Origin of the sequence: Photobacterium lucens, from assembly GCF_009873615.1 — a bacterium.
GTDB lineage: Bacteria > Pseudomonadota > Gammaproteobacteria > Enterobacterales > Vibrionaceae > Photobacterium > Photobacterium lucens.
On the sequence record NZ_SSMG01000224.1, the window covers coordinates 21,246 to 27,841 of the forward strand.

The following is a 6,596-nucleotide window of genomic DNA, read 5'->3' on the forward strand; positions in this document are numbered from 1 at the left end:
GAAAAGATTGCATTTATAGGTCTTTATACTCAGGCAAGGTTATTTATTAATCTAATTATCAAAATCACATTGATTATTAAATAATAGTAATTAGTATCAAGCCCCCTATTATCACAGCTCTGCTCCTGTGACGTTCATTCCCTAACCATGAGAACACGGTATGTTACCTGCGCTTTACATATTTCTGATTGCCGTGTGTATTTTGCCAACCCTACCGGGGCTGATAGGCGTGATCATGGCAGCGTTAGGCTATATGCCAGCACTAGGGTTACATCACTTTTCAATGCAGGGTTTTGCGCAAGTCTTCCAGTGGCAAGGGATTGGACATAGCCTTGGGTTAACTTTTTTCATCACCCTATTAAGCACTTATCTCGCCTGTTTTTTTACTTTTGCGATTTTACAAAGCAGTTGGGGAACCCGATGGTGGCGACGTATTGAAACAGCCCTAAACCCACTATTGGCTATTCCTCATGTGGCTTTTGCGATTGGATTTGCGTTTCTATTTGCCCCGACAGGCATGGGGATGCGTGCGTTATATGCCCTTATCGACCCGACATTTAATGCCACCAGCGATACACCATTACTCATTCAAGATCCCTACGGGCTTGGGCTTATTTTGGTGTTGGCATTAAAAGAGACCCCATTTTTGCTGCTGATGAGTATATCAGTACTAAAACAACTTAATGTTAAGCAAACCGAGCAAGTGGCAGCCTCGCTTGGCTATAACCGTAACCAAATATGGTTAAAATGCGTGTTTCCACAATGGCTATCAAAGCTACGTTTTGCGATTTTTGCTGTCATTGCTTATGGCGTATCGGTGGTCGATGTGGCTCAAATTGTTGGCCCAACCAATCCGCCTACCTTTGCGGTATTAGTGTGGCAATGGTTTAACGATCCCGATCTTCAGCTTATGCCTCGTGCTGCTGCAGGGGCAATTGTGCTATTTGCATTAGGTTCATTGCTATTAGCTGTGGCGTTCAGTATTGAATGGATCCTGACTAAGGGGATTAATCAATGGCTTTGGTCTGGTCGAAAAGCGTTTCGCTTACCGGGCAAATCGGTATTTGTTCTATTGATTAGCTTAACAGCCCTCATCATTCCATTACTGACGCTGTGGAGTGTTGCGCTGCGCTGGCGTTTTCCTGATCTACTTCCAAGCCGTTATAGCGAACGTTTTTGGCAACTGGAATGGAGCAACATTCTCAGCACGATCAATGTTAGCGTGACCATTGCGCTGATCAGTGCCTCAATTGCCCTTGTTTTTGCCATTGTCGCCCACGAATATCGCATCAAATATCGATGGCATATTCCCAATTACATTATTGCTATTCCGATGCTAGTACCGCAGTTATCGCTGCTATTTGGTTTGCAGGTACTTACTTTGTATACCAACATTCACCATTACGGTGTTTGGGTCACATGGGCACACTTGTTCTTTGTGTTCCCCTATGTGTATTTAGCCCTTGATGGGGTTTACCGCAGTTACGATCAACGCTTAACTCAAATCGGGCTCAGCTTAGGCAAAAGCCCACTTCATGTTTGGTTAAAAATTAAATTACCGCAAATTGCCAGTGCCTTGTTATTTGCATGGGTGATCGGCATTAGCGTGAGCCTTGCGCAATACCTACCGACATTAATGCTCGGTGCAGGGCGTATCAGCACGTTAACAACTGAAGCGGTGGCACTTGCCAGCGGCTCAGATAGGCGCATCACCGCAATTTATGCCCTATGCCAAGCCTTGCTCCCATTATGTTTCTTTGTATTTGCTTACACCATAAACAAGAAAAAAGCCCCAACGACAGAACAAGTAAGGTCTACTCATCATGAGCTTTCATATCAATAATGTCACAATCACAAAACCCAACGGTGACGTATTGCTCTCTTCATTTAGCTTACATATCGCTAAAGGGGAAATCGTGACCTTAATGGGGCCAAGTGGTTGTGGGAAATCCACCTTACTCAATTTCATTGCAGGGCATTTGAACCCTGAATTTACCGCCAAAGGAACCTTGACGTTAAATAACCAAGCGATCACCGAAGTGCCTGCTCACTTACGCAATATCGGGGTGTTATTTCAAGATGATCTGTTATTTCCCCATTTAACCGTGTGGGAAAACCTCGCCTTTGCCTTACCGAATAACATCAAAGGCAGTGAGCGAAAACAACACGCACTCACAGCGTTAGCACAATTAAAACTTGCCGAGTTAGCAAACGCTTACCCTCAGCAAATCTCTGGTGGTCAAAGAGCGAGAATAAGCTTAACTCGCCTGTTAATGGCAAAACCGCAGCTGATTTTATTGGATGAACCGTTCAGTAAACTCGACAGCACCTTGCGCCAACAATTTCGAGATTGGGTATTTCACCAAATTCAACAAGCGAGTATTCCGACATTAATGGTTACCCACGACAAACAAGATATTCCAAACAATAGCCAGATAGTCCAATGGCAACAGGAGCACAGCCATGCTTGATCGCTTCTGTATTAAGATCTTAAAAACGCCATTAGAAAAAAGTGCAACTAAGCTGCATAGCTACGGTATTTCAGCCAATCAAGTGACACTCTTTGGCTTTATTATGGGGTGTTTAACCCTGCCCGCTTTAATTACCGAGCACTATTTGTTGGCATTGTTTTTCATCTTATTCAATCGCCTTTGTGATGGTTTAGATGGTGCCATCGCACGTATTCAAGGCATTACCGATGCGGGGGGATTTTTAGATATTAGCCTAGATTTTCTATTCTACTCGCTGGTGCCCTTTGGTTTTATTCTGGCAAACCCAGAGCAGAACGCCATTGCAGGCGCATTACTGATATTTTCATTTATTGGTACAGGCAGTAGCTTTCTTGCCTTTGCGATCATGGCGAGTAAACAAGGCATCGAAAACCCTGTTTATAAACATAAGTCATTGTATTACATGAGTGGGTTAACCGAAGGAACAGAAACCATCGGCTGCTTTGTGCTGTTTTGTTTGCTACCCCAACATTTTGCAACCATCGCCTATATCTTTGCCGCAGCATGTTGGTTTACCACTTTTACACGCATATACAGTGGCTTTAATACGTTGAGATAAATAATAAATTTGATGCAACCAAAGGAATGGTTAGCATCGTTACGATTACGTCATACCTCACTTCAGATCAACTTTTCTCCTTTGTCTCATCTATTTCATTTCTGTCTCATCTTTTCATTTAAACAAAATAGCGACAACTAGTAATGAATATATCAACTAAACTTATATAGGGGTTTGTATCGTCAAACCGCATTAAACTTGTATTTCTTAGCACAGGAAATAACAATGTACGCACTTAATCAGGTAAAAACACTACTATTAAGTACTGCCATCCCACTTAGTTTAGGATTGGCTTCATTCGCCCAAGCAGAGCCACTAACCGCCGCAGATTACACTAAGGCCAAAAGTCTCGGAGAAAATAACAGCCGTAATTTACACCCCGTAACATCAAGGGTGATCAAAGTATCGAAACATCGCTCCAACGTGATGACGCATAACAAAAAATGGATGGATGTTTATCGTTATCACTATCCAACCGACACCACCGAACATATTATTTACGATGTAGTTAACGATACAGTCATTGATTCCAATCAGTATAAAAATATCCAGTTTTCAGCCACCCGTGATGAGATCGCTTACGCCAAACAGCTGCTGACGAACAATGCCGCCTTTATGGATAAACTCTCCGCAGAGTATTACGATCGCTACCATCATTCGTTACCGATCCAAGCCCCGCTATCTGTCCTTAATATCAAAGCAATCGTCCTAACCAGCGACAACCCTCATAGCATCCCGTTAGTCGCCAATACTAAAAACTGTGGTTTGAACCGTTGCATCTACTTCTTCTTTACCTCTTTAGATGCCCCTTATGAGTATGTTGCACTTGAAACCAAAGCCATAGTGAACTTATCCAAACACACCATAACCCCTTTCCGTCATAAAAGTGAGGTAAGTGATCACACAGATCATCACTAATGTCGGATGATCTTTCTCGTCTCAAACATAAATTTACTTAGGTGAAAGAGTGATGAAAGACTGTAAACCAATATATTCGCTACTTATACTGCTGTGTTTAGCCATCAGCATTCCAGCACATGCCATGACGACCTCTGACAAGTATCAATGTCCGAGCCAACAGCAATTTGAATATCAATTTGAATCTGGTAACCGTTGGCAATTCTGCTGGCAATGGGATAACCGCTACGGTGTGAGCCTACATGATATGTCATTCAGTACGGTACGTGGTTCAACAAATACCTATATCGCTTCAGCCATCGCGTTAAATCAAATTGAGCTTGTTGATGCGCAAGATACCAGTAACATCAACCAAATTACTCAACTCGATAAAACCCAATCGACACTCAGTGGTAATTGCCCGAATGGCACCTTGCTATCAGACAGTGATAACACCCCACTGTTATGCATTAAGCCAAGCTCAGAAGATTACGCCATGCATAATGATGGGGATTCTCGCCGTAAAAACTCAGTTGATGTTCTTAGCCTTATCACCGTCGATAACAACCAATTTGTCTCTCGCTTACGTTTACACGACGACGGTAGCTTTACCCCATCGGCAAGCCTTATTACCGACAGCAGTAACAATACTCACTACATTGTTAATTACTTCTGGCGTTTAGATTTAGACATAGGTGCAACAGCCACCAATGACCATGTTGAAGAGTTTCGTACCCATATTCGCAAAGGTCGTAATCAACGTGAGATCAGAACCAATACAGTTCTACAACCTGCTGAATTTAAAAAACAATATGATCGTAAAAAGATGAAAAGCTGGCGTATTTACGATGGGCAAATCACCAACGAATACGACATGCCATCGTCTTATCACATTTTCCCACTAGGTCATGCAGCGATTGAACGTGATGTACAACGCCCGTGGACAGAATCTGACGTTTACTTCACCAACTATCATCCTTGTGAGCATAAAGCGCTTAATAACAATGAAGCGGATTGTGCCGAGAATGTAGTGCAAATGGTCGATCAAGAAACCATGACCGATGTTGTGGCTTGGGTAAAACTCACCGCACATCACACACCACCTTATACCAGCAGCCATGATCTCGCATTAGTGTGGCAAGAGTTCACTGTTTATCCTCGTGATGTTTACAGCCGTAACCCTAATTATCCCGAACCGGAGATCCCAGTCCCCCTTGACTAAAACATGAATCAATCGACTTGAATGTAGAGAGGATAATATGTTTACAGCAAAAAAATGGTGGATCATCAGCTTTGCTCTCGCTTGCTTTTATTCATCTACCGTCTTCGCTTGTAGCCCAGAAGACAGCAACTACGTTGAGCAAGACTTCAATAACGGATCTAAATGGACAATGTGTTGGGAGTTCGATAGTGATGAAGGGATTTACCTCACCGATATTAGCTACACGCCGCCTAACAGCAATACGCCTTTTCGCGTGATCAACGAGATCTTACTGTCACAGATCTTTGTCCCTTATGATAATGGACGTGACCGCTTCCACGATGTCACCGATTATGACTTTGGTGGCAGTATGATCGAAATTAAACCGCAAAATTGCCAAAACGGGAGTATCGTTCGGTTAGATACATTTTATCAAACCGCACTTCCTGGTTTGTGTATTAAAACAGGCAGTGATACCACCCTTCATGATCTCATTGGCAGTCCAGCCAACAGTGAATACCTCCAACTGTTTTCATCTCACCAAGTAGGCGCTTATAACTACATCCCTGATTGGCGTTTCTACAGTAACGGCATGATGGAATTTGCTGTCGGTGCAACAGGCGCACTACAAACTGTTGTTCGCATAAATAACAACCCTGCACGTGAAGAGCGTTATCGTAAATTAGGCTGGAAAATCGACCATGATCTTGTAGGTGTCTCACATATTCATAACTACTTCTGGCGTATCGACTTTGCGGTTGGCGACCAAGAAAATGATGATGTTTTAAAAGTGTTACGTTATAAAAAAGAAGGCAATAAAACAGTGGAAAGCGCCACCCAAATAACCAAAGAAGGACGCTTTAACCATAAAGAAAGTAACTTTAAAACGTGGATCGTTGAAGAAAGTGCCACCTCAAACAAAGGTTACATTCTTCAACCGGGTGATTCTGGACATCGCTTTAAAGGCATCAAAAAAGAGAAATTCACCCGTAACGATCTTCATATCTCTCGCGATATTCCTTGTGAACGCTACGCCTCTCACAACAAAATGTGTAATGGCAAAAAGCAACTTAGCGATTTCATTCAAGAGAATAAGACGATAAAAAACCGAGATTTTGTGGTGTGGTACAACTTAACCCTGCACCACATTCCACGCGGTGAAGAATCCCCAGAAATGGATATGCACCGTAACAGCTTTAAGCTAGTGCCTAGAAACTTATATTGAGGATGGTATTTATCCAAACATAAAAAACCGCTAATGAGAGTTAGCGGTTTTTTAATGAGTTGAATATTTGTTGTAAGAATAACTCTGGTATTTCTAACTCGAAAATGCTCCAAAACTACTTAACTCAAATACTCATTCATATCGTATTAACGTGATTTGTATTTAGAAAGACTGATTAAATACATTTCTTACTTTCTACATCTC

At 42.3% G+C, this 6,596-nt stretch carries 6 protein-coding genes; all 6 read left to right on the forward strand.

The genetic code is table 11. The features are described 5' to 3' along the window. Window positions 1–160 precede the first annotated feature (160 nt). On the forward strand, window positions 161–1,843 hold the full coding sequence (locus tag E5A76_RS10025; RefSeq protein ID WP_161118839.1) for an ABC transporter permease: 1,683 nt from the start codon (window positions 161–163) through the stop codon (window positions 1,841–1,843). Beyond that, window positions 1,824–2,471 (forward strand): ATP-binding cassette domain-containing protein, encoded by a 648-nt coding sequence (locus E5A76_RS10030; RefSeq protein WP_161118840.1) that lies wholly within the window; start codon window positions 1,824–1,826, stop codon window positions 2,469–2,471. Before E5A76_RS10025 ends, E5A76_RS10030 begins: the two co-directional genes overlap by 20 nt. After that, window positions 2,464–3,069: a CDP-alcohol phosphatidyltransferase family protein gene (locus E5A76_RS10035; protein WP_161118841.1), complete on the forward strand. Its 606-nt coding sequence runs from the start codon at window positions 2,464–2,466 to the stop codon at window positions 3,067–3,069. The genes E5A76_RS10030 and E5A76_RS10035 overlap by 8 nt, the downstream gene beginning before the upstream one ends. A gap of 225 nt (window positions 3,070–3,294) precedes the next feature. Then, window positions 3,295–3,987, forward strand: a complete 693-nt coding sequence (locus E5A76_RS10040) for a hypothetical protein (protein ID WP_161118842.1) — start codon at window positions 3,295–3,297, stop codon at window positions 3,985–3,987. A gap of 52 nt (window positions 3,988–4,039) precedes the next feature. Further along, the gene (locus tag E5A76_RS10045) at window positions 4,040–5,188 is read left to right on the forward strand and encodes a copper amine oxidase (protein ID WP_161118843.1); all 1,149 of its coding nucleotides are present in this window, start codon (window positions 4,040–4,042) and stop codon (window positions 5,186–5,188) included. A gap of 37 nt (window positions 5,189–5,225) precedes the next feature. Continuing rightward, the gene (locus tag E5A76_RS10050; protein WP_161118844.1) at window positions 5,226–6,392 is read left to right on the forward strand and encodes a copper amine oxidase; all 1,167 of its coding nucleotides are present in this window, start codon (window positions 5,226–5,228) and stop codon (window positions 6,390–6,392) included. Window positions 6,393–6,596 lie beyond the last annotated feature (204 nt).